Genomic DNA, 26,400 nt, shown 5'->3' with positions numbered 1-26,400 from the left:
AAAACGATCGTTTTCGGTCGGCAACTATCCCGACGGCCGGAGCATCGCGGGCCTAGTCCCGATACCTGGTCATGCGCAGCAGTCGACGCTAGCGTCCGACTTGAGTCGCGGCGTCGTGAGACCGTCTTGACGCTGAGGCGTGGCGAAATTCCCAACCTCGGTCGACCGTGACCTGGGTTCATAGGCAGTGGGGTGCTAACTAACGTGTCGCAGGAGGTATTCTTGCCGTCTCTTGCAGTACAGGACATAGTGAAAGCAGAAGCCGATGACGAACGATAGCAATGCTTCGAGCCGTGAGCACTCCGACACCGATGTTCCGACCAACGATTCCGATGGGACAGTCAAGCCCGGGGGCCTGGGGGAAGACAACACCATCCCCACGAACCCCGACGGGGTAGCCGCAGGCCTCTCCGACTCGCCTTCGCACTTTAACCCAGAAGAAGACGAAGCCGCCGACGGGGACAACTGACGCTCCCGACTATCGCCTACGACCGAAGCACTCTCTCTGGTCCGCCAATCGAGCTCAACCCGTCTAGTGGTCGGAGTCGCGCGGCGAGTCTCGGACAGCGCGGGGGTCGGTAGCCCTGCTTACAACGTAAGCGGGTCTACCGTGGGCATACATCGGTCGGTCCTATCCGCATTCACGGATAGCGTGCGTGCTTTGACCGGTGGGAGGGATGGCACGTCATGTCAAAGGAATCCAGCCGGGAGTCCAGAGGGTCATCGGCTGGCCGCCTGAGCCGCGAACTCATTATCGAGACTGCTCTGGACCAGATTGATCGCTCAGGTGCGCAGGGGCTCTCGATGCGTTCGCTCGCTCAGGAGTTGGGCGTGGAGGCGATGTCTCTCTACCGGTACGTGCACGGGCGTGAGGATCTACTCGAGGGTGTGATCGCCCTGCTCCTCGGCCAGTTGACATCGGACCTGGATGACGAGTTGACAGAGCATTGGCAAGGCTTTCTGCAGGATGTCGCACATAAGGTGCGTCAGATCGCGATCGATCATCCGCAGGCGTTTCCGTTGGTGGCGACCCGTCATCCCGCGGCCCCTTGGCTGCGCCCGCCGCTTCGTAGCGTCGAGGTGGTGAACACGTTCCTCAGCGCCCTCTTGGGGCATGGGTTCACCGACGCTCAAGCGGTGGATGCGTACCGTGCCTTCAGTAGTTTCCTACTGGGTCAACTCTTGCTGGAGTCCGCGGTCCGGGGGGCTGAGACGGGCCCGGTGGAAGAACCGCTGGACGAAGGAGGCGCGGATATTCCCGAGCGCGACGGCAGCATCAGCTTGCAGGACGCGCCGGAGGTCCTGCGGCTACGGGCTCTTCTGAGCGAGGATCGCTCCGACGAAGAGTTCGAGGTATCGCTAGAAGTACTCCTCGACCGTCTCGCCCGAGAGCTGACCCAATAGACATGACGTGAGCGCCCAAGGCCGGGCAGACGTCAGCGTTTCCGAGGCGTTCCTCGAGTGGTGGTGTCCTCGGCTGTGTCATCGTCCGGGTCCACGTTCTGTCGGATCTCTCGGCCCTTCTCGACATCCTCCTGCTCCTTTGCGGCGGCCTTGTCGCTCTTGCGCGTGTCGCGTGGCGGGAGCTGGATGTCCTCCTCCGCTGCGATGCCGGCCTGCAGTTGGCGGCCGCGCTCGAGCTCAGCGTCGAACTCTGCCCCGAACAGCAGGGCGAGGTTGGCGATCCACAGCCAGAGCAGGAAGATGATGATTCCCGCGAGGGAGCCGTAGGTGCGGTCGTAGTTGGAGAAGTTGCCGACGTAGAACCCGAAGGCTGCGGTGGCGAAGGCGAGCACAATGATTGCCAGCAGGGCGCCCATGCTGATCCACCGGAATTTCGGCTGCTTCGCGTTTGGGGTGGCGTAGTAGAGGATCGCGACGACCAACACCACGATGAATATGAGCAACGGCCACTTGGCGATGGACCAGATCGTCTGGGGTACGTCGCCGATGCCGAGTGCGTCGCCGATCGCCTTGGTGACCGAGCCGGAGACGACAAGAATGATCGCGGCGATCACGAGCAGCACTATGGTGATGACGGTGACCAGCAGCTGGGCGGGCTTCAGCTTCCAGAACGGCCGGCCCTCTTCGATCTCGTAGATCCGGTTCATCGCACGGCTGAACGCTCCCACGTACCCGGATGCTGACCAGATGGCCAGCAGGATGCCGGTGACGAGGGCAAATCCGGCACCGGGGGATTCCGCGATCTGCTCGATCGGCCCGCGGATCGTGTCAACCGTGTCGCCGGGAGCGACCTGCTCGATGATTCCCAGCACCGCATCGCTGGCGGCTTTTCCCTGCCCAAAGACACCCAGCAGCGAGAAGATCGCAATCAGGCCAGGGAAGAGCGACAGCACCGCGTAGTACGTCAGCGACGCAGCGATGTCCGTGCACTGGTCCGAGGAGAACTCGCGGATCGTCTTGCGCAACACGTACTTCCAGGACCTCTTGTGCAGATCGTCTGGGGAATCGGGCTTGCCTGATGCTTCGGGATCTGGGGCGTTGCGCGGGGTGGAGGGGGCTGTGCTGGTCATTGCAGGTTCCTTCGTGAAGGGGCGGGCCCGTCGTGTGACGGGCCCGCCCGATTCGTGCGGGGTCAGCTGTCGGAGATGTTCTCGCGAGCGTGCTGAGCCTGGTCTTTCACGTCGCCGACCGCGCCTTGGGCTTCGTCCTTGACTGTGGCGACGGAGTCCTGGGCGGACGCCTTCACGGATTCGACGGACGCCTGCAACGGCTCCTTCAGATGCTCGCCGACTTCCTTCGCCGCATCGGTGACCTCGTCAACGAGAGGCTGTGCCTGCTCCTTCACGGTAGCGGCGAGGTCCTTTTCCTTCGATGATGCGGGGATGAGCGACGCCGCGAGCAGGCCGGCGCCGAAGGCGATCAGTCCGACAGCGAGCGGGTTCCCTTCCGCTTTCGCGACCGCCCGGTCCTTCAGCTCTCCCGCGTGAGAGCCCGCATCCGACAGTGATGAGCCGGCGTCGTCCGCGGCGCCCATCACGCGCTCGCGCACGGAGGTGAACGCACCGCGCACCTTGCCGAGCTGTCGGTCCACGATCTTCGACGGGGAGACCTTGTCGGCCAGGGCGTCAACGTCCATGCCGAGGTCTTGGCGGGTCCGCTCGATGTCGGCACGGATCTCGTCGGGTGAATCGCTCATCGGTTCTCCTCATTTCTCTTCAGCGTTTCGGGGATCTCTTTGAGGGTGTCCACGGTCTGCGGGACGCCCTTCACTTGCTTGATCTGGCTGCGCCCGACCAGGAACAGGATCAGGGCGATGACTGCCCACAGGACCGCGACGACAACGCCGGACCAGCCGCCGCCCATCAGCGTTCCCAGAGCCCACCACAGCGCGACGGACAGGAAGAACACCGCCATCAGTGCGCCGTAGCCGGCTGCACCCATCAGGCCCGCACCCTTGGCGGACTTCGTGGCCGAGTCCTTCAACTCTGCTTTAGCGAGGGCGACCTCCTGGCGCATCAGCGTCGAAATGTCACGGGACACTTCTCCGAGCAGATCTCCGATCGAGGTCGATGCGGCCTTCGCTTCAGACGGTGTGGGGTCGGTCATAGCCGTCCTCCCCCAGAATGTCCGGACGGCTTGCGTCCGCCTGCGAGTAGAGGGGTGTCCCGGTGCCCGTGTCGTTGCCCACCGGGACGGGCACGGACGGGTCTGGGTGGACCTGTCGAGGTGCCGGCGCGGGAGCAGGCGTTGGGGCGGCGTCCTTCTCGTCGGAGGCGTTCGCGGCGAGAGCGCGGGTGAGGCGTCCCACAACGATGCCGCCGATCGCTGCGGCGAGGATGAAGGTGCCGGGCTTACGACGCGCGTAGCGCTTGACCTCCGTGAGCACGGAACCAGGGTCCCGGTCGCCGAGCCAGGTCGCGGCAGCAGACAAACGGCCCGACACCTGCTGGACCAGATCGCTGGCGACGCCACTGCCTTCCGAGTTGGTGGCCATGGAGCCGAGCTCGTTGCTCACAGAGCGAAGGCCGCCGGCCAGACGCTGCTGCTGGGTGTGTGCCTGCTCCGACAACTCCCGCTGGGTCTGCGCGTACAGATCCTTCGCCTGCGTCTTCGCCTCCCCTACGACGGTCGCAGCCTCATCCTTGGCCGTGCCAAGAACGTCCTTCGCCTGCGTCGCCGCCGTGTCTTTCAGGTCGGCGGCTTCCTGCTTGGCAGCGTCCACCTTGCCCGAAGAACCGGGGGTGTTCACGCCCGAGCCGCTCGGGCTGGTCGTCTCATAGTTGTCCGACATTAGTGCTCCTCTCGCGGACCGACCGAACAGTCGGTGGAACCCGTTTTAGACCTACTCCCCCTTCTTCGCCAGGACCCTTGTTCCGAGCAGACTTACGGTGTATCTAGTCCGGGATCAGACACAGACTTACTTTGTAAGTTCGCATACAGTACGCGCCTCAAGCCATCGAGACAACCACCTCCTACACTCTGTTCCTTCGGCTTACTTTCGCCGTATGAACAGCAACGATTCCCCTGAGCCCCGGGAGCCGGGAGCACCCGTGTACGACAGAGACTCCCCCCACGCTGCGGTTCCCGTCGATGCGGATCACACTCTCCGCACCGATGTCCACGAGCGTGAGAAAGCAGAATTTGGCGGGTTCAAGTTCGGCTCTGCGTTCTTCGGGTGGCTGACCGCGATGGGCACCACCGTGCTCTTGACCGCGCTGGTCGCCGCGATCGGCGCCGCTATCGGGCTCGGCAACGGCACCACCCCGGAAGAGGCCGCGGACGCCGCGACAGAGAACGTCGGCGCGACCGGCATCATCAGCGCCATTGCGATCGGACTCGTCCTGCTCATCGCCTATTTCGCCGGAGGCTATGTCGCCGGACGAATGGCCCGATTCAGTGGAGCCAAACAGGGCATCGCGGTGTGGCTGTGGGCGATCGTGATCGCGATCATTCTCGCCATCGTCACCGCGATAGCCGGTTCCCAGTGGGACATTCTCGCGAACCTGCAGAGCTTCCCGCGGATTCCCGTGACCCCGGAGACTGCCACCCTCACCGGCATCCTCACCGCGGTCGGCGCCGCCATTGTTGCCCTGATCGGAGCGATCCTCGGAGGCCTGGCGGGGATGCGATACCACCGCAGGGTCGACCGTGTGGGACTCGGCCGCTAACCCTCGCGATCAACGCTCCCGACGCAACACATTCCCCAACCATCCACCGCACGACAGAAACGAAGGGCACCACTCATGATCAGCGAACAGAACATCGCCAGCCTCATCGGAGCCACCGTCACTGACTTTGACGGCAACAAGATTGGAAAGGTCGGCCAGATCTTCGTTGACCCCACCAGCGGTCGACCGAACTGGGCCACCGTAGCTACGGGCTTGTTCGGAACCTCGGAATCGTTCGTGCCCCTGGACCAGGCCGACGCCGTCGACGGAGATCTTCGAGTCCCGTACGGGAAAGACTTCGTCAAAGACGCACCTCGCATCGATGATGGCACCGACCTCACCGACAACGAACAGGACGAGCTGTACACCTACTACGGAACCGGCGCCGCTCCCGTCGACAACGCACCCGCGGACCGGGATGTGGCATCGACCGACGGATACGACACCTCCGGTCCGACGACCGACGACGCGATGACGCGGTCCGAGGAACAGCTGCACGTCGGCACGGAGCGCGTCGAGACCGGTCGAGCCCGCCTCCGCAAGTACGTGGTCACCGAGGAGGAGACTGTCACGGTCCCCGTCAGCCACGAAGAGGTTCGTCTCGAGCGTGAACCCATCACGGAGGCGAACGTCGGCGACGCGCTAGATGGTCCGGACATCAGCGAGGAAGAGCACGAGGTCGTCCTCACGGAGGAGCGCCCCGTGGTCGAAAAGGAAACGGTCCCGGTCGAGCGTGTCCGCATCGGCACAGAAACCAAGACCGACACTGAGCAGGTCAGCGCAGAGGTCCGCAAGGAAGAGATCGAGCTCGAGGGCGACACCCCCACCGACCGCTGACAACTCCCCGTTGTCAGCCCGCTGAAAGGAGAATCCGATGGGTATCGGAGATGACATCAAGAACACTGCCGAAGATCTGAAAGGCAAAGCCAAGGAATCTGTCGGCAAAGCAACCAACGACAAGTCGACCACAGCCGACGGTCACGCCGACCAGGCCAAGGCCAGCGCGAAGAAGGCTGGCGAGAACGTCAAGGACGCTCTGTCCGACAACTAACAAATCTCGCTCCCTCGTATCCGGTGCCCACGCCCCCGCGGGCACCGGATACTTCTCTGCGAGTGCTCCGTACCGGATGCTCGCGGTTCCGATTCGAATGCAGATCTGACGCGTATCCGGGCGCCAGGAATGTCACGGTTGATGGCGCACCGAAGCACACCTGCCCGTCGATGAACGTCACGGTCAGACGCGGAGGCAGGCCGCCAAGGATCGGTGAGACAATGAAGTTTCACGTCACGACGATCCCTTCATTCCCCCTGCTGGCATGGTCCGTGGCGATAAGACCGAGGAGTGCACGGCATGGGAAAGTTCATCTACGAAGGCGGACTGAAGGTCGACATCGAAGATCGGGCACTCAGCCATCTACAGCTCGTCATCTCGGCAAAGCTCCGCCGCGGTGAGCCCTTCGCGTTCACATGGAAAGAAGATGCCAGTACGGGCGGTGGACGGACAACCGTGTGGGTCCATGCCGGGAGTTCACTGGTGTACAAATACTTCGGCAGCCGGCAACCGGCAATCAATCGGGCGTGGGTCGACGCTCTCGCCTTCACCGCCAGCTCGCCCACGGGCCTGTACCTCACCCCCGAACCCGCCGGGGGCACTCGCCTCGAACGCGATCTGGATAATGCATCAGCCTGACCTGTTCACGCAAGCCCCTTAGGATCCCACCCACCCGGCTCCTACCCTGGTCGGATGAGCGAGCGCACCGCACTTCAGACGCTTGTCACCATCGACGGGGCAAGTTTCGTCCTCTCCCCGACACAGGACGCGGAACAGCTGTGCGACGACCTAGAAGTGGCCGCCGCCAGCACAGGAAGAATCGTGCGCTTCAAAGATGCAGGAGATCGACTCGTCCGTTCCCTGGTCACGCCCTCCAGTCACGTGATCATCACCGAGGAAGAAGTGACACTGGATTCCGACCAGGCAGTGTTGACACTCGGCCTGTCCGGCAGCTGGGATCTGCTCTAGTCTGCAGCAGCTTCGATCTCAGGGGCATCCAGCACTTCGTCGACGAGCGTGATCCCGCCCGACGAATTCGCGGTGTGCATTAGCTGCTCGACCCACCTGAGACTGATCGGCGGCGGCTCAACTTCATCGAAAGTGAACCGCAGCGGAATCGACGGATGAATCCAGATCGTCGAACGCCCACCCGGATCACCCTCGGGATGCTTCCACGACAACGTGAAGCTCTCATTACGACGCAACTTCGTCGCAATAACGATCTTCAGATGCGCGAGCGCCCGATCCTCAATATGAATCGGATCCACGCCATCCCCGTACACAAGACTGGCCATGAGAACCACCCTAGCGACCCGGACCCACCCCTAAGATCTAGTTTCGGCTGCTGCTAACGGCAGGACCCGCGCCCTCCGGTCATGCCCGCGCCGGAAACGATCGTTATCGGCTGCCTGGCGGTCGACCTGTGGTGCTCTTGTTTGTGGTGAGCCAAGATGGGGGCCATGCCTCGCCTCCGTTACGCTTCTGCGACAGCTCTGGTTCTCGCGTCGATCACGCTTCTCTCTGGCTGCAGTACTGACCTGGTCGGATTCTCGGACCTTCAAGGGGAGAGAGAAAGCCGCGATGAGTTGCCGGAACTCACGGACTATGCGTATGACGACGTCGACGTATCGACGAGTCGCTACGTCGGGGAGCATGCGGGCACTTCGCTCTGGCTCGCTCGCGGCCTCGAAAACTCAACCGTTTGTCTTGTCGCGGACGCAGGCAAGGATGAGTGGGTGGTGGGCTGCGGTGGCGGCACGGTCGGGGTCGACGGTCTGGCAGGCAAGTACCAAGTCGTGGTCGACGGAGTTCAAGCACCGGAAGGGGCGGTCAAGATCTCCGAGAACGTCTACGCCTGGTAACCGTCCAAACTGTCTACCAACGTCACCTCATACCCCGGACGGGGCAGAGACGAGCGGGACAGTCCGAGATCAGCCGAAAGCCCTTGTCGTTTGGCGGTTGCGGCGAACGTTTGTGACGGGAACTCCTAGGCAGGCACTAGATCGCGCCGTAAATGATCGTTTGCGGCAGGGTCCGCCACCGTGAGCGCCTAGGGGGCTGCCGCACATCGATGGCTGGAATAGCGGATCAGGTATTTTTCACCGGCTGCGGGAACGTTCTCCGAGAGCAGGGCATGGCCGCATTCTTAAACGCGTGGCACTCCGCGAACGGATCGATCGACCCGGCTACGACCCACGCCATCGGACGCACCGATCCTGCCGCACTTTCGGAGCACTGGTCCGCGCACTCGAACAATCATCAACGATGGCGGCGGGCGACCTCAAACGAATCACTGCACCACTTCTCCTCGTCGCCGGCCTTGATGACCCTCCGAGCTTGAAGAGCAGCCGACAGCTCGTTCAGTTCGTGTCGAACACGAGGCTCATCGAGATACCCGGGGTAGACCATATCCGCACCATGTCCGATTCGCGCACACTCAATGCCGTCGCGACGTTTCTCCGCGATAGCGACACATCAGGCTCATGACGGGCTGATACCAGAGGAAGAAGAACAGGGCATCTGGGTGCACGGTGGTCGCCATGACATCTTCGAATCGCCGACCGATTCCTGCACTATCTCGATCGGTGTCCTATCGAGTGGACCTGCCTGAGCACCTCCGATGCCTTGGCGAGCAGTCCCGGCGATGCTTTCCCTCGGCACCACGAGCGCACCGTCCATGCCGATGACGATTGATCGCTCGTACCCACCCCGCGACGAGCGACATGCCTCCGTCAAGCATCGGGCGGGTGGCGACGCGCAGCGTGTTCAGCACGGTACGGATGGGGACAGGGAGCGGGTCCGTGACGACTATGCAGGCCGGAACGGTCACATCCGGCACGACGATACCGAGCACACCCAGCTGTGCGGGAGCCCCAGCACCTGTCGCGAGCACAAGCCGAGACGCGTCGGTTGCTTTCCGTTTGCAAGGCGCACGCCGCGAACGGGGGCCGCCCGCGGCCGCCTCCGCCGCAGGCCCTTGGATTAGGTGTGGCAAATAGCCCCACCCCCTCCCCCGGGTTGAGGATCGCATCTTCGTCGGGGACAGCTTGGACGCACGTCCGCGAATCGTGTCGCGACCGGAGGCAAGCGAAACTTGCGGCTATCGATGGAGACGACGGTGCCAAACCTGGTGGTGTGGCCCATTGAGGAATCACTACATCGCCGGAGATCGAACGCAAGTCATGAGCTTGCCAACGACCGGGGAGCAGTTACCTCCTGCAACCCAGCGATAGTCGCCCTGATTTGTGCCCCGCGCCGCTCTTAGTGCGGCGCGACCGGTGCCCAGGCGTCGGTACCGACCTCAGCAGGCAACTCCTGCTCGTCGAAGCGGTCGACTTGGAAGGCCGACAGCACAGGCGACGCCATGCCAGTGAGCACCTGTTCAGCCATGAGCTCCCCGAGGATCAACCCAAGAGTCGCACCGGAGTGAGTGAACAGGGTGAAGAGACCGCGGATGCCGGGGACGGCACCGGCGACCGGATCACCGTCTCCGGGAATCGGCTTCCACCCGGCGCCGACGTGCCCGGCGACCAGCGTCGGCGCTCCCGTGAGCACCTTCGACGCCTCGTCGAGCAGGCCCTGGACCGACTCCTCAGGCACCGTGATCGAGCCGTCGTCGCCGACGATGACCGACTCCTCGGCCCAGCCCGCATCGAGCACGAGCCGGCGATCCGGTGTCGGACGCACGGCGACCCGCGGCGTGTTCAGCACCGTGCGCACCTCGAAGTCCACCGGCTCGGTGAAGAGCACGAACGCCGCAGGTGACGCATCGGGCACCACCACGCCCAGTTCGGCGAGCTGCCCCGGCACGCTGGGTCCGGTCGCGAGCACCACGCGGTCGGCGGCTATGCGGCTTCCGTCCTCGAGCACGACACCGACGACCGCGTCGTCGTGAACCTCGACGCGTGCCTCGCCGGCATTCTCGATGATCGTCGCTCCGTCGTTCCGCGCCTCGTCCACGAACGCGGCGATCACGTGCGGCAGGTTCACCCATCCCTCGCCGGGGTTGAAGATCGCGCCCTCGTCGGCCACCGCATCGGCGTTCACATCCGGCGCGTGGCGTGCGACGTCAGCCCGGTCCATCCACACGGCGTCGTACCCGCCGGCCCGCTCGAAGTCGAACGTCGAGCGGAAGCTCTCACCCGGACCCGCCCACTTCAGCGCCCCGTCGAATCGCAGGTAGGCGCTGCTGTCGGGTCGGGTTGCGCTCCAGGTGCGGTAGCGGTCGATGCCGAGCAGGCGCAGGTAGTGGTACTCCGTCGAGCGGTCGCCCGAGGAGTTCAGCCACGCGATGGAACGGCCCGATGCGCCGTCGGCCAGCGCGCCGCGGGTGACGAGGGTGACGTCGGCGCCGGCCCGCGCGAGGTGCGCCGTGGTCGATGCGCCGAGGATGCCGCCGCCGATGACGACGATCTTCTCGGATCCAGTTACAGACATGTTCTTCCTTACTTCTCTTCTGTCGTTACTTCTGTTGTGCGGCCGCGTGCGCGGCCGCGATCACGCGCAGCCCGGCCACGGCATCCGTCGGATCGACCGGAACGGCCGCGCCGTCGTTGATCGCGGATGCGACTCCGGCGTAGAACGCCCCATAGTCGCCGCGAACGCTCGGAATCCGTTCGCTGTGCTCGCCGGCGTCGAGGGTTCCCCATGCGGCTTCCGGCGTTTCACCGAATCCGGGGTCGCCGGGGCGCGCACCCGAGATCATCGCGGGCTCCTGTCCGTCCAGCCCGCACGACGTGTACGCCGCCTCGGACCCGAGTACCCGGAATCGCGGCCCCGGAGTGGGAGCCACAGCGCTCATCCAGAGGTGCGAGCGGACCCCGTTCTCGTGTTCCAGGGCGAGGAAGACATCGTCGTCAGCGGCCACCCCCTCGCGCCGGCGATCGATCTCGGCGTACACATCGCGCACGGGACCGAACAGCTGCAGGGCCTGGTCGATCAGATGCGGGCCCAGGTCGAACAGGATGCCGCCGGCCTCGGATGCCGGGGCATCGGCCTTCCACCCCTGCGGAGCCTGCGGCTGCCACCAGGTGAACCGCGACTCGAAACGCCGGATCTCTCCCAGCCGTCCGGATCGCACCAGCTCTCGGAGTGTGAGGAAGTCGCCGTCCCACCGCCGGTTCTGGAAGACGGTGAGCCTCAGTCCCTCGGAGGCGGCGAGAGCGATGAGTGCCTCACCCTGCGCGGCATCGGCCACGAAGGGCTTGTCTACGACGACGTGGCATCCCGCCCGCAGAGCCGCCTCCGCGAGGGCGGCATGCGTGCCGCTCGGGGAGGCGACGACGACGAGGTCGATATCGGCGGCATCCGTCCACAGCGAGTCGGCGTCAGGCAGCACCCGCGCCTGCGGGTGCTGCCGCCGAGCCTGCGCCGCCCGATCCGGGTCGGCGGTGACGATCACGTCGATCTCGAACTCCGCGCTCGCCGCGAGGAACGGTGCGTGGAAGATCCGCCCTGCCGTGCCGAAGCCGATGATCGCGGTGTGGATCGCCATTAGAGCACCTCGGAGAGGAACAGCCGCAGCCGGTCGCTCTTCGGGGCGTCGAAGATCTCCTCGGGTGTTCCGGCCTCGACCACACGGCCCTCGTCCATGAACACGACCTGGTCGGCGACCTTGCGGGCGAAGCCCATCTCGTGTGTGACGACGAGCATGGTCATTCCGCGCTGCGCCAGCTCGGCCATCAGATTCAGCACACCCTTCACGAGCTCGGGGTCGAGCGCGCTGGTGGCCTCGTCGAAGAGCATCAGTTCCGGTTCCATGGCGAGCGCCCTGGCGATGGCGACGCGCTGCTGCTGCCCACCCGAGAGGTCGCGCGGTCGGTGATCGGCGCGCTCCGCGAGACCCACCTCGGTGAGTCGGGCGAGGGCGATACGCTCGGCCTCGCCCTTCGACTTGCGCTTCACGTTGCGCAGCGCCAGCGCCACGTTCTCGAGCGCGGTGTGATCGGGGAAGAGGTTGAAGTGCTGGAAGACGAGACCCGCGCGGCGGCGCAGCACGTCGGGCTTCAGCGCGAGCGCATCGTCGTCGGCCAGCAGCACACGGCCGCCCTTCGGCTCGTGCAGACGGTTCACCCCGCGAAGCAGCGTGGACTTGCCCGAGCCCGAGGGGCCGATGATGCACGTCGTGGTGCCGGGTTCGACGGTGATCGAGACGTCGCGGATCACGTCGATGTCGCCGTACGCCATCTCGAGGTTCTCGATCTGCAGACGGGAGCCCTCGTAGAAGTGGCCGTCGGTCACGGGGAGGGGCGAGGTGTAGGTCATGTGTTCTCTCCTCGGGTGTAGACCGGGCTGAGCGGGGGCTGCTGTTCGGCGACCTCTTCGAGGCCGCTCTTGGGCGGGGACGCCTTGCGACGACCCGTGCGGAAGCGGTTGTCGAAGTAGTTGACGAGGTGGGTCAGCGGCACCGTGATCACGAGATAGAAGACGCCGGCCATCACCAGCGGCGACAGGTTTCCGGTGAGGACTGCAGCATCCTGCCCGACGCGGAAGAGCTCACGCTCACTCACCAGCAGACCCAGGAAGTACACCAGGCTCGAGTCCTTCACGATCGCGATGAACTGGTTGACCAGCGCCGGCAGCACGCGGCGGATGCCCTGCGGCACGACCACGAGCCGCATCGCGCTGCCGTACGTCATCCCGAGAGCGCGGCACGCCTCGAGCTGGCCGCGTTCGACGCTCTGGATGCCGGCGCGGAAGATCTCGCCGATGTAGGCACCGGCGATCAGGCTCAGCGCGAGGATCCCGAGCGGGTAGGGAGACGGGCCGAAGACCTGCCGACTCAGTGCCGCGAAGCCCTGGCCGATGAGCAGGATGGTGAGGATCGCGGGGAGGCCGCGGAAGATGTCGGTGTAGATGCGGGCGGGAACCCGCAACCAGGCGGTGCGGGAGACGCCCATGACCGCGAGGATCATGCCGATCACGATGCCGAGCACCGTGGCCGCGAGCGAGATGATGAGCGTGTTGACGAGGCCTGTTCCGAGCAGCTGCGGCATGACCTGCAGCATCGCGTCGAAGTCGAGGAACGTCTTGATGATCTTGTCGAGCCAGTCCATGAGGATCTCCTAGTCAGGATGCGGGGCCGAAGCCCCGCATCCGTTGGGGGCGACTACTCGCCGTCGTCGCCCTCGCCCTGCTCTGCGCTGGGGAGGTACTGGTCGGGCATCGGGGAGCCGGGGAACCACTTCTCGTAGAGCTCCTTCCACGTGCCGTCCTCCATCGCCTCGTGCAGGGCGTCGTCCAGGGCCTTCTTGAACTCGTCCTTGCCCTTGGCGATCGCGAAGCCGGCCGGGGCGTCGAACGACGGGATGTCGATGGCGTTCTTGAGGCCGTACTGCTCGGCGTACTCCTTCGCCGCCTCGAAGTCGAGGAAGTGCGCGTCGACCGAGCCGCTGTTGACGGCGGAGATCGCGGAGTTGTTGTCGGGGAAGCGCACGAGCTCGGTGTCGGTGAAGTTCTTCACCGCGTACGCCTCCTGCAGAGTGCCCTGCACGACGCCGAGACGCTTGCCAGCCAGGCTGTCCTCGTCGGTGATGCCGCTGTCGGGGCTGGCCATGACGGTCAGGTATCCGGCCAGGTAGCCCTCGGAGAAGTCGACCGTCTGCTCGCGCTCCTCGGTGATGCCGATCGCGGCGACGCCCACGTCGAACTGGCCGTTCGCGACGGCCGACAGCAGGCCGGAGAAGTCCTGGCCGGTGAAGACGACGTCGTCGATGCCGATGCGCTCGGCGACGTCGGTGAAGAGCTCGACGTCGAAGCCGGTGAACTCACCGCTCTCGTCGGTGAAGGTGTACGGCTTGGCATCGCCAAGGCTCGCCACGCGGATCTGGCCGGGGGTGACGAGGCCGTACGGGTTCTCTTCGCCGGCGTCGTCGCCGGACGAGGCGGCGCCGCTCTGGGCGCATCCGGTCAGGGCGAGAACGCCGGCTACTGCGGCGGCGACCGCGATACGGCGGAAGGATTTCATGGCCACGATGTGGCTCCTCTCGAAGGGGCTGCTGTGTCGGGGTGGGGGAGGTGAGAGGATCTCGGTGTAAATTGAGACCGGTCTCAATTGGGTGTTTCCAGGAGAGTACACGCGTCGGCAGGACTCGTCAATATGCTGAGAGTCCGCGTCAAGAGGGAGGGTGCATTCGGTGAGTGCGCAGAGTGAGGGGCGACGCGGGGCGACCGTGGCCGACGTCGCAGCGCTGGCAGGAGTCGCGAAAGCGACCGCTGCACGGGCGCTCGGCGAGTACGGCGCAGTGAGCGCGAAGGTGCGGCAGCGGGTGCGCGATGCCGCGGCTGAACTGGGCTATCGACCGAACGAGGTCGCCCGCAGCATGAGCACCGGACGCTCGAACACCATCGGCATCATCGTCGGCGACATCGAGAACCCCGCCTTCGCACAGGCCACCCGCGGAGCATCCGACGTCGCCGACGCAGCCGGCTACGACCTGATCCTCTCGAACTCCGGCGAGCAGCCCGACGCCGAGGAGACGGCCATCGAGGTGCAGCTGTCGAAACGCGTCGACGGACTGCTCATCGCGCCGGCATCGTCGCTGCGCGCCTCGAACTACACGCCCATCACGGACGCCGGCCGCCCCGTCGTGTTCTTCGACCGCGTGGTCTACGACTTCGACGCCGAAGCCGTGATCGCCGCGAACCGCGCCGGCGCGCGACGTCTCGCCCAGGTCCTCCTGGATGCCGGACACCGCCGCATCGCGTACGTGTCGACTCTCAATGACCTGGAGCCGGTCGAGACTCGCGCCGTATGGGATGAGCATGGCTCCCTACGGTTCAGCCCGGGGCTCGCGTCATCGGTGATCGACGATCGTGTAGGCGGCATCGGTACCGCGCTGCGTGCAGCTGGCGTCCCGGATCCCCTGGCGTTCGTACGGCTCGGAGCGAAACTCAACGGCATCGGCCGCACCGTCACCGAGCTAATCACCGGCGACTCTGCCGTCACGTCCATCATCGCCTCTGACAGCGTGATTGCGATCCATGCGTTCCGCGCGATCCGTGACATTGGGCTGCGCATCCCCGACGATATCTCTCTCGTCGCCTTCGACAACGCCCCCTGGACATCCGTCACAGAACCCGGGATCACAGTGATCTCGCAACCGGAGCGCGAACTTGGCGCGATGGCGGCACGTCTGCTGATCGAGCGGATTGAGGGCGACGCGCGACCCGCGGTGCGGCACACGCTCCCGCAGGCGATCATCGAGCGCGGGTCGGTCGGTCCACCGCGTGCCCGATTGCTGGGCAGTATCCAGTGACCCGAATGGCGGAAACGCAACGAGCAGCCCAAATCGCTGATCGCGGCAACCAAACGCTGCCCGATACGGTGCCGCGGCTCGCCGCTGCTCTACTAGGCCGTGTTGCTAAAGCCTTCTGATGGATCGGTCGGCGAGTCTTGAGTGGTGTCGCGTGATGTGATCTCGGATGAGGCGTGGGCTGTGATCGGTCCGTTGTTCCCGAAGGTGAAGGCGACGGGGCGTCCGCCGGTGGACCGCCGCACGGTGGTCGAGGCGACGGCGTGGCGTTTCCGTACGGGTGCGCCGTGGCGGGATGTGCCGGAGCGGTTCGGGAACTGGAACACGATCTATAAGAACTTCAACCGATGGGCCGATCAGGGTGTCTGGGCACGGTTGCTGGAGAAAGTGCAGTCCCTCGCTCAGCAGACCGGGGACCTGGACTGGGTCGCGTCCATCGACTCCACGATCGTCCGCGTACACCAGCACGGCGCCACCCTCCCGCGAACCACAGGGGGATCCGTCGAACTACAAGAAGTTCGGCGAGGAGCCGCCTGACCACGCGATCGGCCGCTCGCGTGGCGGGCTGACGACCAAGAATCACCTGGTCTGTGATGGGAAAGGCCGCGCTCTCGCGTTTATCCTGACACCGGGGCAAGCAGCGGACACCAGCATGCTGGCCGCGACGCTCGGGGAGATCAGCGTGGCCGGCGCGAGAGGCAGACCCCATGATGACCTCACAAGTGGTCCGCGCACTCGAGAGAAAGGGACTGCTGGAACGACAACCCCACCCACAGGACGGCCGGGCAATACTCCTCGCACCCACCGCAGGAGGCAAAGACCTCATCACTAACGCGAACCGCTCGGTCGAGGATGCCGATGAGTCCTTCTTCGCCGCGCTCGGCGTAACAGGCACCCACCAACTGACCGCCCTCCTGGCAACCCTGCGCCACTCCCATCAGCAACTCCGATGAGCCCACACGCCCCCTTCGCTGGCCGACGGGGTGGTCCCGAATCAGAGTGACAAACCGGTCTCAGAACAGATTGACATTCTCACCGAGATCGCGATGACAATTGAGCCATAGTGTAGGTGCTTCACTCGTGCACCATAGCGGGTCACGAGGGCGGCTGGTGTCTCTAGAGAATCGAGCGTGCAGATGGACAACGACAACCTTCGGATCACGTTGACTTGGCCGGTGAGCACCATCGACGGGGAGCCGTCGCTGACAAGCGGATCACTCACCATCACGCAGTACCCGAGTGGCGACTTCCTTCTCATGGTCAGTGCCGGGGATGAGCATTTCCCAGACGGCGCCGAGATCCAGTTCCCGGTGTCTGCCGAGCATGCGCAGCTCGTCAAACGCGCTCTCTCTGGCGAGCACATCGGAGAAATTGGGGAGTAACCACCGCGCGGGCTGTCCGGCAGAACTCAAGAGAGAGGGCCCCGCCGAGCTGGCGGGGCCCTCTCTCGACGTGTGCCGAGCGCACTACGGTTTCTCCGCTGCGGCCTTCTCTCGCTGCGCGATGCTTTTAGTCAAGACGACGCCGACGACCACGAGGCCAGACAGCGTGAAGATCAGCTTGAGTGACCATCCGATGGCGCCGGCGTAAGTGAGCATGTTGAACGTGGCGTGCTCGAGGATGAGGGCGACGATAGCTCCCGTGCGGCGGTACAGCAGAACCATCAGGAGGGCCCAGGCGGCGAGGCCGATCGCACCCCAGCCGTAGTACAGGTGAAAGGGCACCCGCACAGCAATCGCCGCGATGAGGACCACAGTCCAGCTGTGCCCGGTGGCGCGGAGCGCAACGACGACGAGCGCGAGAAGGGCCAGCTCCTCGCTTGGGCCGGCCATCCCATCGTTGACGATATTGAGAACGTGCAGAAGCGGGTCATCGATCGGCGCAAGATCGAACTCGTTGGACGGCAACCCGAAGACCGTGCTGAGCGCCCCCGCGAGGGTGAATCCGATGAACACGGCGAGGTAGCCGACGGGGAACGTCTTGACGCCGGTCCTCCAGGTGGCACGTTGTACCTCAGCGCCCGCGTACCGACGAAACGCCCAGATCAACGCGGCCGCCATCAACACCACGGCGATCTGTCGTACGATGCCCGCCGTGGCGGTCGCAACGGTACCCGTGGGCCACGTGTCGGGCACAGGAGTCCATCCGAGCAGCATCACGACAGCAACCCGGACCCCCTCGCTCCAGCCCACGAGGTAGATTCCGGCGATCGCGGCCCAGGCTGCGACCTTCGCCCGGGCAGGAACATCGCGGCGTGCGATGCCAGTCCGGTCGATCGCGAACTGCGCCGCGACCTCATCCCAGATCTGTCGCAGCGCGTCGCGCAGCGTCGTGCGCGCGCGATCCTCTGGGACTGTCGTGTTCTCGGTCATGTCGTTTCCTTCCGTTCGTGGGGGCCGGGTTCCCGCCGTAGATCCGTGCGGGATCTCCACTCGTCGACGGGGCGAGAGGACCGGAAGCCATGGCGGTGGTACCACCCGGCCAGGCGACGCTCAGCGGTCCGCTGGGCCGCCTTGTACTCCTCCGGGGACGCATCCCGCGACAGGTCCGGGTAGTCGGTCATCATGGTGCACACGATCGGCAGGGAGCGATGGTCTGCGTACCGGCATAGCTCCTGCAGGAGTGAGCTGCCGAAGCCCCTCCCCCGCACCGAGCCCATCACGATGTCGTCGAGCCGGATCTCTGATGCGCCCTCGGTGACGAGCAGCTTGTACCTGCCGTAGTGAGCGAGATCCTCGGCGCGTGCCGGCAACGGTCGCTCGCGGGCGGGGAGATGGTTGACGAGCTCGCGCAGGAGCCTGGGGGGTGCCTGCGCCGCCAGGGCGGCCACTGCCCGTTCGATCTCCTTCCGGGCGGCAGCGTCACCGAGAACGGTTGACGCCCGCGCGGGAGCGACGAGCGGCCGCAGTTCGGCGGCGGCGGCCGCCAGATCCGCATTCTCGTGTCGCCCCGCCTCAAGTCGGGCGAGAGTCGCCTCCAGGCTGACGCCGGGAGCGAGGCTGAACACTCCCCACTCATCCGGATCTGCGCCGGCACCCAGATGCGCGAGAGCATTCTCGTGTTCTCTTATCTCGTACCCTGCACGGTGGAAAGCGACCCAGGCGTCATCGACCGCACGACGATGCGCACGCGCAGCTCCCACCCGGTACCGCGGCGGCGGCATCCGATCGAGGATCGCTTGCGCCTCTCTCTGCTTGGCCTGCGCGCGCTGCCGCCCGAGAGCAGCTGTACGAGCCCGCTCTCCCGACTCACTCATGTGCACCCTCGAGAAGCTCCCGGAATGAGCGCGGAAGGACGACGTTTCGCGGAGCCCCGGCGAACAACGGCGCGACCTCTGCGGGGGTGTGGCCAGCGATGCCACACCCAATCTCCGTCACCAAGAACGTCAGCTCTGGATGCGTGCGAGCGAACGCGCAGAACGTGGCGGTTTCCTCCGCGATCACGTCGAGACCAGACATCGACACCAGCGCGTATGAGCGGCCCTGGAGTCCGCGGGCCTGCCCCATGATGGCGCCGAAGTCTCGCACGGCCTGTCGGGCGGCGCCGCCCGCATGAGAGCCCGCAGCGTTCGATCCGAACACGAAGATCTCCCCCGGCCGCAGATCGGTGATCAGCTCTGCACTACCGCGCCGCGAAAACAGTCCCATGGGTACTTAGCTGCCTTCGTTTGGTGCGGTTCCTGACAGCGCATCCGAATACCCCTTGCCGTATCCGGCGGCCTCTTCCGCCCGCAACCGGGCGGCGATGCCCTCTGTCAGAGCCTCGTGGTACCGGACCGCCTCGTCACGCGTGAGCTTTTGGATCAGCACGCCGATCCCGGCCGCCACGATGATCAGGATGTCGGCACCGAGGATCAGCTTCCAGGCGTCCGGCACGTTCATCACGGACGACGCCAGTTCGGGCTCCAGAACCCCGCCTAGCAGCATCACTGCCAGCAGGAGGACCGTGCCCCCTCCCACCGACCAGGCGATCCAGTGGAAGAACGCCCGGGTCGCGGAGATCGGTGTCGGGGCGGCCAGCTGACCTAGCGTGGCATCTGCTCTGAGTCCCCGAGTCTGCTCGATGCGGTCCTGGAGGCGGAGCGCGAGGATCACCAGCGCCCAGACGGCCGCGACGGCGAGGACGAGAAACGCGGCCCACTCGGCCCACTCGGCCGACGTCCGGCCGACGGCCACGAGAGCCACCGCCACCAGGCACACGCCGATCGCGTGGACCCAGCGGGTGACGCGCTTGCGACGTGCCATCCCGGGATCCCGAAAGACAGGCACCAGGAGAAAAGCCGCTCCCACCGCCGCCAGGACGAGGAAGAAGATGTCATAGAACAGCATCGCGTCAGCTCCGGTCAGACCAGGTCGGGCATGTCCTCGGGCGAGGGAAGCTCGCTCGGCCACTGTTCGGGCAGCGTGCGCGTTCGAGAGACCTTCTCGACGCGCCAGAACGGGCCATCGCTGGCCGTGATGATCGGCATGGCCGTGTCGAGGTAGTCGCGGAAGAAGACCGCCATACCGGTCGGCCCTTCAAGGCGCAGGAACTCCCACGCCCGCCACAGGGCCTCGAACCGGCTGAGGACCTCGGTGTACTCCCACCAGCGGGCATCCCACCGAGCCGGGGACAGGTCACGCTTCCAGTGCGGCAACAGCCAGTGTTCGACCCACATATACACGTTCGGGTAGTACGTTTCGACCTCGGGCTCATCCGGGGTCTCGTCGTCGTAATCAGACATTCGATGTCTCCTCGAGGTGTCCCGTCTGGACCGCCTGCGCTTCGTAGTAGTCGCGGCTCGCGGCCACTTTCTCGCCGTACGGTTTCGCCGACCAGTGCTCGAGCGCGAACAGCGTCGCCGGCTGTGTGGCGGGGATCATCACCGCGCGGCCGCGCGGCATCGCTGCGAGTTCCGAGACGTCGAAGATCCGCTCGCGGCTGATGCTGGTCGTCGTCGACCGGCCTCCGTGCTGCTGGGTGCTGGTGCGGTGCACCACGTCGTGGTCACCGATCAGCTGGGACAGGTGCGGGAGGAACTTATCGTCCGCGAGGCCGCTGCCCGAGGCGCGAATATTCGCGGCTCCCCAGAGCTTGTCCATCCCGTTGATGCCGAACGCTTCGACGCCCTGTTGCCAGGACTGGAAGAACGTGGAGACGATGATGCCGCGGCTGCCGTAGTGCGAATACACGTCGGGCAGGTCTCGCCACCGGCACACGTTCGCGGCCTCGTCGAGGACCGCCATCAACGGTGTTGCGAGGCGGCCGCCACGCATCCGGGAACCGACTTCCTCGGCGGCCGTGAGGACCGCCATCGTCAGCGCCGCGGTGATTGCCCTGGCGCTACCACCGCCCTCGCGAGAGATCGCGTAGACGGTGTCTGTGGACTTGACGAAGTCGTACGGGTCGAAGTGCGGTCGCCCGTCGGTGTCCGTGATCCACGGGAGCACCTTCTTGTTGGCCAGGACGCCGATAAAGGTCCGCACCGTGCCGTACACGCCGTCACGCTGCTTCTCCGTGAGCGTCTGCGTCTTCGAGAGGCCCTGTGCCTGCGTGTAGTCGTCCTCGACGAGCAGCACAGACGGATCTCCGATCTCGGGATCCCGCCCGCTGGGATCCATCGCCCACAGGTACACGTCAGTGATGGGTCTCCCCGTCACCGCAGCGGTGAGGAACAACCGCGCGAGTGTCTCCCGGCCGGCCGGCCCGAAGTACGCATCTTCCTTCGCGTCAGCTTCTTGCGCGGCCGAGACGAACACGTCGACAAGCTTCTCCGCACGTTCGAAGTTCGTCACGAACGACAGCGGATTCCACCACCAGGTGGGCTCCGCCCCGATGATGTCCTGCACGTCGTGGATCCACATGCGGCCGATCTCCGATCGCGGCCCGCGGGTGAGGTCGACGATGTCTCGCTTGTTCGACGTCGCGAACACCGGCCCCTGCGTCTCCAGGATCTGCGGCACGCACACGCAGCTCGTCTTGCCCGCACGCGGTCCCATGAGCCAGATCTGCACCCACTCCCACGTACCGAAGAGGAACTTGCCGGACGGGACGTGTCGGCCGAGCGGGACACCGTCCGCTGCGCCTTCTGCGCCGAGACGGGCGGTGTCCTCCGCGACCTTCTTCTGCGTCATCTCATCCAGCTCGCGGATCTGTCCCATCGACGCCGCCTTGTGGTCGACCCGGGATCCCGATGACCGGCGCCGCAGCGCCAGCGTGGCGATCGCGGCGGCCGCCACCCCCAGGACAATCAGCCCGAGCAGGAAGATCACGACCTGCAGCGGCGCCGGCGACAGCTTCCCTGTCAGAACAGCCGCCAGCACCGTGAAAGGGTCACGCCGGCCGAGCTCGTCGACGCCGGGGTTGGTGAGCGCAGCCAACCAGCCCAGCACCCCGACGAACATCGCCACCGCGAGTACCCCGCCGATCACCAGCCACCCGGTGTCGGCCGCGAGAGGTTGTGCCCGCCGGTTCGGGCGCATCAGGCCGCCTCCTCCAGCGTCTCGGTCACGCGCGCCGCGTTCGCACGGAACCGCTCTGCCGCTGTCGTCCAGGCCCGGTTCGTGTTGTTCACGTCCATCTCTGCAGCCGTGAGTTCCACCTCGAACGGTGTCCCCGGCTTCTTGCCGATCTTGAGCAAGAACTTTCCTCGCCCAGGCGGGACCGCCTGTGTGCCCGTGTGCGGGTTCAGCGAACCGTCGGCACTCCAGTCCATGATCATCGACTTCTCGCGTGCCGACATCGCGAACACCTGCTCCAGGTTCCCCATCTCGGACTGCGCGAGCCCGCCGATGAACACCATCGCGGACCGGGCCACGAAGCCCCACGCGATCGTCGTCAGCTCATCAGACGACAGCTTGAGGTCATCCATCGTGTGCGTGATCATCGCCTGTGCGATACCGCGTGCACGGTTCAGACGCGTCAGCGCGTCGACGAAGAACACCATCGCCGAACTGGCGCGCAGCATGCGCCACAGCTCATCCATCACCAGGAAGTAGTGACGGCGGGGCCGCAGGGCGGCATCCGCGAGGTACTTCTCCGCGTCGACGACCGCAGACCCGAACGACCACGACACGGCCTGCACGGCCGCCTGCAGCGTCAGGTCGCCGTCATCAATCGACGACAGATCGAACACGACCGGCCGACCGGCCTCGATCTGCACGGTGCTATCACCGTCGAAGATCGACCCGTACACACCCGACGAGGTCAACGCAATCAGACCGTCCAGCAGCAGCTCCGCGCGCTCCGCATACCGTTCTTCATCGCCACGGTCTTGCGCGATCGCGGCGAGGCGCGGGTGACGAGAACGCACCAGGGCCACCAGGTCGCTAATCCGCGGCTGCCGGCCTTCCTTCTCGATGTCGAATTCTTCATCGAGGATGCGCAGGCCCTCCACGACCATGCTGCGTTCCTTCTCGCTGATCCGGGCATCACGGCCCAGCTCCAGCAGACCCGTCACGAGAGTGGCCCGACGCCGCTTCATCGCGTCGATCGCCTCACGCCGCGGCGCGTCGCCACGGGTGATGTCGTCGGGGATCTGCTCGAGCTCGCTCAGCAACTGGCTGAAATCGAGGATGTTGATGACTTCCTGGCCAGGGCCCAGGTGGAACACCTGCCCGCCCAGCGCGTCGATCAGATCAACGTAGTCAGGCTTCGTGTCACTGAGGACCATCGGGATGTGCCCCCAGGCCTCCAGCACCGTCACCATGCGACGTACGAGCGTCGACTTTCCCAGGCCGGGACGGCCCAGAACGAAGCACGAGGGCTGATTGATCAGATTGGCGAGGAACCAACTGATCGGATCGGCGCAGACCACCGTGCCTTTCAGCAGATTCTTCCCGAGGGGGACGCCCACGGGAAGGTCGCTCGAACCGGCGATGAACGGCCAGAGACCGCACACCTGCACCGTGGTGCCCTGCGCCTCCGGCAGCGGCTCGATCCAGGGCATCCGCCCCGTGCCGCTGGTACGCCAGCCTCGACGACCCGCACGCCCCAGCGCACGGCGGCGCTGCGTTCGGGTGCGGTCGAGGAACTGCAGCCAGCGCTGCAGCGGCGTGACAGCCGGGGGTCGCACCTTGTGCTCCAGGCGCTTTGCCTCACGCGGGGTCAGCCGCAGCTCTCCCGCCTCCGTCTGTCGTCGTTGCGCTCTCGTCGTCGTCATCGTCATCACAGCCAGTCCCTAATCTGATCGGGCAACGTCATGTGCGCGGGCAGAACCACACCCAGGGGCAGGCCCGCGAGGAATGCCACGTCCTCGTTCCCCAGCGCCTCACGGATCTTGAGCCGCGCCTGATTCGTCAGCGACGGAATGACCTTCTCCAGACGCGGGAACTCATCGTTCGTCCGGCACGTCGTGGTGATGATCATGCCGAACCGGATGAGACCCGCACCCGCGGCCTCCTCCTCGGCCGCCTTGTTCGCGAACCGGATGCGGTTCTTCTGCCGGGCCGTCGCGCGCTGCTTCGTCGACGAGTTGAACTGCGCGTTGTTGATCTCGGCCTCGATCACATCCGGCGCATCCCCAGCGGGGATCGGACGATACAGGATCGTCACCCGCTTGCGGAGAACGCCCTTCATCGGCTCGAATGCGCGGCGCAGCGCCGTCGCGTAGAACTTCGATCGCGGACCCTCGTACATCGTCCACGACTTCGACACACCACGGTCGTGGTAGTACCGGTCGTACTTCGCCTCGGAGAACGCAGGGCCGGCCTCCGACCAAGTCAAGCCCGTCCCGCCCTCCTGGCGGGCCTGCTCGACGCGGGCCGACACCGTCGGGTCGTACGCCACGCGGGTGAAGTCCACGATGTCCTGCGCCGTGCACGCCTGCGCCCCGGTGCCAGCTCCCGTCATGCCCAGCGAAGCCAACAGGACCGGGAGGCGGTTGCCGATCTCGTCCGCCATCTCCTGCACGCCACGATCGGAGTTCTTCGACTCCAGACCCGTGCCATTGAACGTCAGAGCCAGACGCGTGCTCAGCTGAGGAGCACCGCCCGACAGCGTGTCCGCGAGGCCACCGACAACAGCGGTGGAGAAGTCGCTGCCGTGGTCAGACACGTTCTCCGCGACCATGCGCCGCAGCCGCAGGCCAGAGTCCGGCGCGCTCTCGATCGTGACAGATGCGCCGACGATCGAATCCTCCACACCCAGCTGCGCGAGCCAGCCACCCCAATGGGCGACCTGCCGGTTGATCCTGTCCTGATCCACGAGCGAGTCCCCATCGGGGAAGCACTCGATCACCACGGTGTAGTGCTTTGTCGTCGCTGTAGCGAGACGGATCATCCCGAACGGGTTGCCGTAGCTGTCTTTGTGCTCGCTCAGCTCTGACGCCGTAAGCAGGCCCGGCAGACGGAAGCTCCCATCCGGGATCCGTCCCGCAGGCCCCGCAACCAGAAGTGTGTCGCCGCGACGCTCCGCAGCGCGGAACGCCATGCGGTTCGCCTTGCGCCGATACCAGTTGCGGCCCTGCTTGACGGTGACCACGGTCACTACCGCCGCGGCCACACCGAGGAGCGTGATGATGCCGGCAGCAAGCCACCAGCCGCGCACGATGCATCCAATGAGGACGAGTGCGAACGGGATAGACCCGAACGTCACACCCGCACCCAGCCCGCCGATGCCGAGCTTGGCGGGCATGACGATGTTGCCGTGCTCCACCATCGTGGTGTCATTGCTACTCATCGTTCGACCCCTGTTCGTCAATTCCGTTACTGCTGCTCGATGCCGAGCTGCCGAGACTGTTCATCGCGGATCCCGCCGCATTCCACCCAGAGGAACTACCGCCGCTCGAGGGCGCAGCTCCACCGCTGTCCACAGCGGCAGGTGCCGCACCGCCCGGGCTCGTCGACGGCGAGGATGCGGCGGCCGACGTACCGGACTCGGCCGCCGTAGCAGCGCCCGTTCCTCCGCTCGCCGCCGCTCCCCCGGTAGCAGCGCCCGTCGACGCCGCGGTGCCTCCGGCAGCCGCTCCACCTGCAGCTGCAGTCGATGCAGCGCCACCGGCCGCGGCGCCGGCACCACCGGCTCCTGCAGCAGCGCCCGCGGCCGGTGCAGCCGCTCCACCGGTCGCGGCTACCGCCCCGACCATCACGACGGCCGACCCGGCTGCAGCAACGCCAGCGACCGCCGCGCCACCCGAGAACGCGTTCGAGGTTGCCGCCGCTGCCACCGGCACCAGGAACTTGATCAGTGCCGGCAGAGCGAGGGCCGCCATGCCGAGAATCACCATGGCGACGCAGGCGTTGTAGATCGACTTCCCGATGTCATCGAGGCCCTCGATCGCCGGCGGGTTCTTCATCTGCATCATCCCGAAGGCGTAGATGATCGCAGCCACCGGCTTGAACAGAATCACGGCCAGCAACCAGCCCTGCAGCTGACGAAATGCGTTCGATCCCATCTCAGTCCCGCTGCCCGCGGCCACCGCTGGCAGCAGGGCGAACATCGTGGACGCGAGAGCACCCTGGATCACCATGAACAGGACGTTCACAACGGCGCCGAGCAGGCCGATGATCGCGAGGAACAGCCCGCCGCCCGGGTAGATCAGCATCATCTCCGAGAGAGACAGCATGCCCGATAGGCTCAGCTCCTCCCCCGTCGCCTTCTGGATGATCCACGGCGCGAACTGGTCGCCCGCCGTCATCAGACCCGCGAACGCCACCGCGTACACGCCCGTGACCAGGATGAGGTTCACAACCATCTTGACCGCCGGCAGACCGGCCTTGAAGTCGTTCGAGATCGCCATGCGACCCAGACCGATAAGAAGCCCGATCAACGCAATCGCGGCGGTGTACCAGCCCATCCACCCGTTGATCTGACCAATCGCCGGGGCCGTCACATCCGCACTCGGGATGCCCACCCAGAACGAGTTGATCCACCCGAGAAAATCGATCAGCAGCTTCCAGATATCACGCACGAAATCCGTGAACGCGCTATTGGCAGCGTTGCCGATTCCCTCACCAGCCCAGCACAGAGGATCGAACCCTTCGCA

Annotated in this window: 31 protein-coding genes; 12 read left to right on the top strand and 19 right to left on the bottom strand. The window is 65.5% G+C overall.

All coding sequences use genetic code 11. The annotated features are described in order from the left end of the window. Positions 1–265 precede the first annotated feature (265 nt). On the top strand, positions 266–469 hold the full coding sequence (locus FFS56_RS16810; RefSeq protein WP_127481605.1) for a hypothetical protein: 204 nt from the start codon (positions 266–268) through the stop codon (positions 467–469). Between the two features lie 218 nt (positions 470–687). Further along, positions 688–1,404 (top strand): TetR/AcrR family transcriptional regulator C-terminal domain-containing protein, encoded by a 717-nt coding sequence (locus FFS56_RS16805; protein WP_127481604.1) that lies wholly within the window; start codon positions 688–690, stop codon positions 1,402–1,404. Positions 1,405–1,436: 32 nt separating this feature from the next. Here FFS56_RS16805 and FFS56_RS16800 read toward each other — a convergent pair whose 3' ends face one another. From FFS56_RS16800 to FFS56_RS16785, 4 genes are all read right to left on the bottom strand, one after another. Further along, positions 1,437–2,534 carry a YihY/virulence factor BrkB family protein gene (locus tag FFS56_RS16800; protein WP_127481603.1) on the bottom strand — a complete coding sequence of 366 codons (1,098 nt, stop codon included), beginning with the start codon at positions 2,532–2,534 and terminating at the stop codon, positions 1,437–1,439. Positions 2,535–2,596: 62 nt separating this feature from the next. Further along, positions 2,597–3,160, bottom strand: a complete 564-nt coding sequence (locus tag FFS56_RS16795) for a DUF3618 domain-containing protein (protein WP_058631421.1) — start codon at positions 3,158–3,160, stop codon at positions 2,597–2,599. After that, positions 3,157–3,570 carry a phage holin family protein gene (locus FFS56_RS16790; RefSeq protein WP_046746438.1) on the bottom strand — a complete coding sequence of 138 codons (414 nt, stop codon included), beginning with the start codon at positions 3,568–3,570 and terminating at the stop codon, positions 3,157–3,159. Before FFS56_RS16790 ends, FFS56_RS16795 begins: the two co-directional genes overlap by 4 nt. Further along, complete coding sequence (locus tag FFS56_RS16785) at positions 3,548–4,255, bottom strand: hypothetical protein (protein ID WP_127481602.1); 708 nt, start codon at positions 4,253–4,255, stop codon at positions 3,548–3,550. The genes FFS56_RS16790 and FFS56_RS16785 overlap by 23 nt, the downstream gene beginning before the upstream one ends. Positions 4,256–4,469: 214 nt before the next feature. Between FFS56_RS16785 and FFS56_RS16780 the strand changes: the two genes are divergently transcribed. The 5 genes from FFS56_RS16780 (at position 4,470) to FFS56_RS16760 (ending at position 7,152) form a co-directional block, all read left to right on the top strand. Then, positions 4,470–5,132: a hypothetical protein gene (locus FFS56_RS16780; protein ID WP_206516654.1), complete on the top strand. Its 663-nt coding sequence runs from the start codon at positions 4,470–4,472 to the stop codon at positions 5,130–5,132. A gap of 75 nt (positions 5,133–5,207) precedes the next feature. Continuing rightward, positions 5,208–5,969: a PRC and DUF2382 domain-containing protein gene (locus tag FFS56_RS16775; RefSeq protein WP_127481601.1), complete on the top strand. Its 762-nt coding sequence runs from the start codon at positions 5,208–5,210 to the stop codon at positions 5,967–5,969. A 37-nt stretch (positions 5,970–6,006) separates the two neighbouring features. Beyond that, positions 6,007–6,183, top strand: coding sequence for a CsbD family protein (locus FFS56_RS16770; RefSeq protein WP_082066565.1), 177 nt, complete (start codon positions 6,007–6,009; stop codon positions 6,181–6,183). A 300-nt stretch (positions 6,184–6,483) separates the two neighbouring features. After that, positions 6,484–6,822 carry an ATP-dependent DNA ligase gene (locus FFS56_RS16765; protein ID WP_127481600.1) on the top strand — a complete coding sequence of 113 codons (339 nt, stop codon included), beginning with the start codon at positions 6,484–6,486 and terminating at the stop codon, positions 6,820–6,822. 54 nt (positions 6,823–6,876) lie between these two features. Continuing rightward, positions 6,877–7,152: a hypothetical protein gene (locus FFS56_RS16760; RefSeq protein ID WP_127481599.1), complete on the top strand. Its 276-nt coding sequence runs from the start codon at positions 6,877–6,879 to the stop codon at positions 7,150–7,152. Here the strand turns inward: FFS56_RS16760 and FFS56_RS16755 are convergent. After that, positions 7,149–7,478, bottom strand: a complete 330-nt coding sequence (locus FFS56_RS16755) for a hypothetical protein (RefSeq protein ID WP_045264356.1) — start codon at positions 7,476–7,478, stop codon at positions 7,149–7,151. The two genes, FFS56_RS16760 and FFS56_RS16755, sit on opposite strands and share 4 nt — an antisense overlap. A gap of 165 nt (positions 7,479–7,643) precedes the next feature. Between FFS56_RS16755 and FFS56_RS16750 the strand changes: the two genes are divergently transcribed. Beyond that, entirely contained in the window at positions 7,644–8,045 is a 402-nt protein-coding gene (locus tag FFS56_RS16750; RefSeq protein ID WP_046747422.1) for a hypothetical protein, read from the top strand. A 1,399-nt stretch (positions 8,046–9,444) separates the two neighbouring features. Here the strand turns inward: FFS56_RS16750 and FFS56_RS16745 are convergent. The 5 genes from FFS56_RS16745 to FFS56_RS16725 are packed head-to-tail and all read right to left on the bottom strand — an operon-like array spanning position 9,445 to position 14,149. Then, positions 9,445–10,620: an FAD-binding oxidoreductase gene (locus FFS56_RS16745; RefSeq protein WP_137772158.1), complete on the bottom strand. Its 1,176-nt coding sequence runs from the start codon at positions 10,618–10,620 to the stop codon at positions 9,445–9,447. Between the two features lie 25 nt (positions 10,621–10,645). After that, positions 10,646–11,677: a Gfo/Idh/MocA family oxidoreductase gene (locus FFS56_RS16740; protein ID WP_137772157.1), complete on the bottom strand. Its 1,032-nt coding sequence runs from the start codon at positions 11,675–11,677 to the stop codon at positions 10,646–10,648. Further along, positions 11,677–12,447, bottom strand: a complete 771-nt coding sequence (locus tag FFS56_RS16735) for an amino acid ABC transporter ATP-binding protein (protein WP_137772156.1) — start codon at positions 12,445–12,447, stop codon at positions 11,677–11,679. Before FFS56_RS16735 ends, FFS56_RS16740 begins: the two co-directional genes overlap by 1 nt. Further along, positions 12,444–13,238 carry an amino acid ABC transporter permease gene (locus FFS56_RS16730; RefSeq protein ID WP_137772155.1) on the bottom strand — a complete coding sequence of 265 codons (795 nt, stop codon included), beginning with the start codon at positions 13,236–13,238 and terminating at the stop codon, positions 12,444–12,446. Before FFS56_RS16730 ends, FFS56_RS16735 begins: the two co-directional genes overlap by 4 nt. A 53-nt stretch (positions 13,239–13,291) precedes the next feature. Then, entirely contained in the window at positions 13,292–14,149 is an 858-nt protein-coding gene (locus FFS56_RS16725; RefSeq protein ID WP_137772179.1) for an ABC transporter substrate-binding protein, read from the bottom strand. A gap of 169 nt (positions 14,150–14,318) precedes the next feature. Between FFS56_RS16725 and FFS56_RS16720 the strand changes: the two genes are divergently transcribed. The 4 genes from FFS56_RS16720 to FFS56_RS16705 all read left to right on the top strand — a co-directional run bounded on the left by FFS56_RS16720 (position 14,319) and on the right by FFS56_RS16705 (position 16,819). Next, entirely contained in the window at positions 14,319–15,440 is a 1,122-nt protein-coding gene (locus tag FFS56_RS16720) for a LacI family DNA-binding transcriptional regulator (RefSeq protein WP_137772154.1), read from the top strand. 144 nt (positions 15,441–15,584) lie between these two features. Continuing rightward, a complete protein-coding gene (locus FFS56_RS16715; protein WP_171011026.1) occupies positions 15,585–15,974 on the top strand; it encodes an IS5 family transposase in 390 nt (129 codons plus the stop codon). Positions 15,975–16,144: 170 nt separating this feature from the next. After that, positions 16,145–16,390: a MarR family transcriptional regulator gene (locus tag FFS56_RS16710; protein WP_137772152.1), complete on the top strand. Its 246-nt coding sequence runs from the start codon at positions 16,145–16,147 to the stop codon at positions 16,388–16,390. Positions 16,391–16,612: 222 nt separating this feature from the next. Continuing rightward, positions 16,613–16,819, top strand: a complete 207-nt coding sequence (locus FFS56_RS16705) for a hypothetical protein (RefSeq protein WP_113681861.1) — start codon at positions 16,613–16,615, stop codon at positions 16,817–16,819. 84 nt (positions 16,820–16,903) lie between these two features. Here FFS56_RS16705 and FFS56_RS16700 read toward each other — a convergent pair whose 3' ends face one another. The 9 genes from FFS56_RS16700 to FFS56_RS20620 form a co-directional block, all read right to left on the bottom strand. After that, a complete protein-coding gene (locus FFS56_RS16700) occupies positions 16,904–17,809 on the bottom strand; it encodes a CPBP family glutamic-type intramembrane protease (protein ID WP_137772151.1) in 906 nt (301 codons plus the stop codon). Next, complete coding sequence (locus FFS56_RS16695; protein ID WP_137772150.1) at positions 17,806–18,693, bottom strand: hypothetical protein; 888 nt, start codon at positions 18,691–18,693, stop codon at positions 17,806–17,808. The genes FFS56_RS16700 and FFS56_RS16695 overlap by 4 nt, the downstream gene beginning before the upstream one ends. Then, a complete protein-coding gene (locus FFS56_RS16690) occupies positions 18,686–19,084 on the bottom strand; it encodes a hypothetical protein (protein WP_137772149.1) in 399 nt (132 codons plus the stop codon). Before FFS56_RS16690 ends, FFS56_RS16695 begins: the two co-directional genes overlap by 8 nt. 6 nt (positions 19,085–19,090) lie before the next feature. After that, complete coding sequence (locus tag FFS56_RS16685) at positions 19,091–19,681, bottom strand: hypothetical protein (RefSeq protein ID WP_137772148.1); 591 nt, start codon at positions 19,679–19,681, stop codon at positions 19,091–19,093. A 98-nt stretch (positions 19,682–19,779) separates the two neighbouring features. Next, positions 19,780–20,160 carry a DUF4913 domain-containing protein gene (locus tag FFS56_RS16680; protein WP_067117765.1) on the bottom strand — a complete coding sequence of 127 codons (381 nt, stop codon included), beginning with the start codon at positions 20,158–20,160 and terminating at the stop codon, positions 19,780–19,782. Beyond that, positions 20,153–21,898, bottom strand: a complete 1,746-nt coding sequence (locus FFS56_RS16675) for a TraM recognition domain-containing protein (RefSeq protein WP_137772147.1) — start codon at positions 21,896–21,898, stop codon at positions 20,153–20,155. Before FFS56_RS16675 ends, FFS56_RS16680 begins: the two co-directional genes overlap by 8 nt. After that, on the bottom strand, positions 21,898–23,577 hold the full coding sequence (locus FFS56_RS16670; RefSeq protein WP_212742678.1) for a hypothetical protein: 1,680 nt from the start codon (positions 23,575–23,577) through the stop codon (positions 21,898–21,900). Before FFS56_RS16670 ends, FFS56_RS16675 begins: the two co-directional genes overlap by 1 nt. Positions 23,578–23,582: 5 nt before the next feature. Further along, entirely contained in the window at positions 23,583–25,094 is a 1,512-nt protein-coding gene (locus FFS56_RS16665) for an SCO6880 family protein (protein WP_067117755.1), read from the bottom strand. Beyond that, the coding region (locus FFS56_RS20620; protein WP_212742677.1) for a hypothetical protein at positions 25,087–26,400 on the bottom strand (1,314 nt) is incomplete at its 5' end. The genes FFS56_RS16665 and FFS56_RS20620, both read right to left, overlap by 8 nt.

The sequence above is a fragment of the Microbacterium sp. Beta genome (genome assembly GCF_005502545.1).
Lineage (GTDB): Bacteria > Actinomycetota > Actinomycetes > Actinomycetales > Microbacteriaceae > Microbacterium > Microbacterium oxydans.
The sequence above is the reverse complement of the archived record's forward strand: the minus strand, read 5'-3'. Positions and strand labels throughout refer to the sequence as shown.

Excerpts from the sequence above, each read along its gene's own strand:
- FFS56_RS16725 (WP_137772179.1), bottom strand. The coding sequence starts at position 14,149 with ATGAAATCCTTCCGCCGTATCGCGGTCGCCGCCGCAGTAGCCGGCGTT.
- FFS56_RS16780 (WP_206516654.1), top strand. The coding sequence starts at position 4,470 with ATGAACAGCAACGATTCCCCTGAGCCCCGGGAGCCGGGAGCACCCGTG.
- FFS56_RS16695 (WP_137772150.1), bottom strand. The coding sequence starts at position 18,693 with ATGAGTGAGTCGGGAGAGCGGGCTCGTACAGCTGCTCTCGGGCGGCAG.
- FFS56_RS16755 (WP_045264356.1), bottom strand. The coding sequence starts at position 7,478 with ATGGCCAGTCTTGTGTACGGGGATGGCGTGGATCCGATTCATATTGAG.
- FFS56_RS16760 (WP_127481599.1), top strand. The coding sequence starts at position 6,877 with ATGAGCGAGCGCACCGCACTTCAGACGCTTGTCACCATCGACGGGGCA.
- FFS56_RS16745 (WP_137772158.1), bottom strand. The coding sequence starts at position 10,620 with ATGTCTGTAACTGGATCCGAGAAGATCGTCGTCATCGGCGGCGGCATC.
- FFS56_RS16700 (WP_137772151.1), bottom strand. The coding sequence starts at position 17,809 with ATGACCGAGAACACGACAGTCCCAGAGGATCGCGCGCGCACGACGCTG.
- FFS56_RS16680 (WP_067117765.1), bottom strand. The coding sequence starts at position 20,160 with ATGTCTGATTACGACGACGAGACCCCGGATGAGCCCGAGGTCGAAACG.
- FFS56_RS16740 (WP_137772157.1), bottom strand. The coding sequence starts at position 11,677 with ATGGCGATCCACACCGCGATCATCGGCTTCGGCACGGCAGGGCGGATC.
- FFS56_RS16765 (WP_127481600.1), top strand. The coding sequence starts at position 6,484 with ATGGGAAAGTTCATCTACGAAGGCGGACTGAAGGTCGACATCGAAGAT.
- FFS56_RS16730 (WP_137772155.1), bottom strand. The coding sequence starts at position 13,238 with ATGGACTGGCTCGACAAGATCATCAAGACGTTCCTCGACTTCGACGCG.
- FFS56_RS16690 (WP_137772149.1), bottom strand. The coding sequence starts at position 19,084 with ATGGGACTGTTTTCGCGGCGCGGTAGTGCAGAGCTGATCACCGATCTG.
- FFS56_RS16800 (WP_127481603.1), bottom strand. The coding sequence starts at position 2,534 with ATGACCAGCACAGCCCCCTCCACCCCGCGCAACGCCCCAGATCCCGAA.
- FFS56_RS16685 (WP_137772148.1), bottom strand. The coding sequence starts at position 19,681 with ATGGCACGTCGCAAGCGCGTCACCCGCTGGGTCCACGCGATCGGCGTG.
- FFS56_RS16805 (WP_127481604.1), top strand. The coding sequence starts at position 688 with ATGTCAAAGGAATCCAGCCGGGAGTCCAGAGGGTCATCGGCTGGCCGC.
- FFS56_RS16665 (WP_067117755.1), bottom strand. The coding sequence starts at position 25,094 with ATGAGTAGCAATGACACCACGATGGTGGAGCACGGCAACATCGTCATG.
- FFS56_RS16775 (WP_127481601.1), top strand. The coding sequence starts at position 5,208 with ATGATCAGCGAACAGAACATCGCCAGCCTCATCGGAGCCACCGTCACT.
- FFS56_RS16710 (WP_137772152.1), top strand. The coding sequence starts at position 16,145 with ATGATGACCTCACAAGTGGTCCGCGCACTCGAGAGAAAGGGACTGCTG.
- FFS56_RS16770 (WP_082066565.1), top strand. The coding sequence starts at position 6,007 with ATGGGTATCGGAGATGACATCAAGAACACTGCCGAAGATCTGAAAGGC.
- FFS56_RS16750 (WP_046747422.1), top strand. The coding sequence starts at position 7,644 with ATGCCTCGCCTCCGTTACGCTTCTGCGACAGCTCTGGTTCTCGCGTCG.
- FFS56_RS16670 (WP_212742678.1), bottom strand. The coding sequence starts at position 23,577 with ATGACGACGACGAGAGCGCAACGACGACAGACGGAGGCGGGAGAGCTG.
- FFS56_RS16790 (WP_046746438.1), bottom strand. The coding sequence starts at position 3,570 with ATGACCGACCCCACACCGTCTGAAGCGAAGGCCGCATCGACCTCGATC.
- FFS56_RS16785 (WP_127481602.1), bottom strand. The coding sequence starts at position 4,255 with ATGTCGGACAACTATGAGACGACCAGCCCGAGCGGCTCGGGCGTGAAC.
- FFS56_RS16810 (WP_127481605.1), top strand. The coding sequence starts at position 266 with ATGACGAACGATAGCAATGCTTCGAGCCGTGAGCACTCCGACACCGAT.
- FFS56_RS16795 (WP_058631421.1), bottom strand. The coding sequence starts at position 3,160 with ATGAGCGATTCACCCGACGAGATCCGTGCCGACATCGAGCGGACCCGC.
- FFS56_RS16735 (WP_137772156.1), bottom strand. The coding sequence starts at position 12,447 with ATGACCTACACCTCGCCCCTCCCCGTGACCGACGGCCACTTCTACGAG.
- FFS56_RS16675 (WP_137772147.1), bottom strand. The coding sequence starts at position 21,898 with ATGCGCCCGAACCGGCGGGCACAACCTCTCGCGGCCGACACCGGGTGG.